1 protein-coding gene is annotated in these 692 nt (G+C 53.3%); it reads left to right on the top strand.

Going from position 1 to position 692, the window contains the following annotated elements:
- Positions 1–241: 241 nt before the first annotated feature.
- A complete protein-coding gene (locus B3P58_RS03340) occupies positions 242–586 on the top strand; it encodes a hypothetical protein (protein WP_349676558.1) in 345 nt (114 codons plus the stop codon).
- The last annotated feature ends 106 nt before the right edge of the window (positions 587–692 follow it).

The raw sequence follows: 692 nt of genomic DNA, 5'->3' as shown, positions 1-692 counted from the left end.
GCAGTAAACGGAGAACGTGATGACTGACTTACCTCATCCAACCCTGATTGAGCTGGCCGCGATTCTTGCCGAAGCAAATGATCGTGATCACTGCCTGCAATTACTGGNNTGCCCTGCGCGAAGCCGGTTTTGTATCGGCCGCTGATATGACACTGGAAGCAACGCTGACCAAGCTGCACGTATTATTAAGCGCTCCCGGAGAACGCAGTCATGTAATCAGCGAAGCCCGGCGTNNCAACGCCTGCTGGAACAACCACTGGATGGCGTTATTCTGCAGACCTTTGGCAGCGGTAATGCACCGCAAAATCCAGCCTTAATGGCAGCGTTTAAACAGACCAGCGAACGTGGCGTGGTGCTGGTTAATCACAGTCAGTGTTTGAGCGGGCGGGTGGATATGGACAGCTATGCCGGGGGGCATGCCCTGCGCGAAGCCGGTTTTGTGTCGGCCGCTGATATGACACTGGAAGCAACACTGACCAAGCTGCACGTGCTGTTAAGTGCTCCTGGAGAACGCAGCCATGTGATCAGCGAAGCCCGGCGTTTAATGGAAATATCGCTCTGTGGTGAGCTCAGCGCGGCAAAATAAAAGAGCATAAGAGAGCCTGAATAAACTGCAGTAAACGGAGAACGTGGTGACTGACTTACTTCATCCAACCCTGATTGAGCTGGCCGCGATTATTGCCGAAGCAAAT

It is taken from the genome of Thalassolituus sp. UBA2009 (assembly GCF_002335285.1).
In the GTDB taxonomy this organism is placed as follows: domain Bacteria; phylum Pseudomonadota; class Gammaproteobacteria; order Pseudomonadales; family Oceanobacteraceae; genus Venatoribacter; species Venatoribacter alkanivorans.
This window is presented reverse-complemented; position numbering and strand designations above follow the sequence as displayed.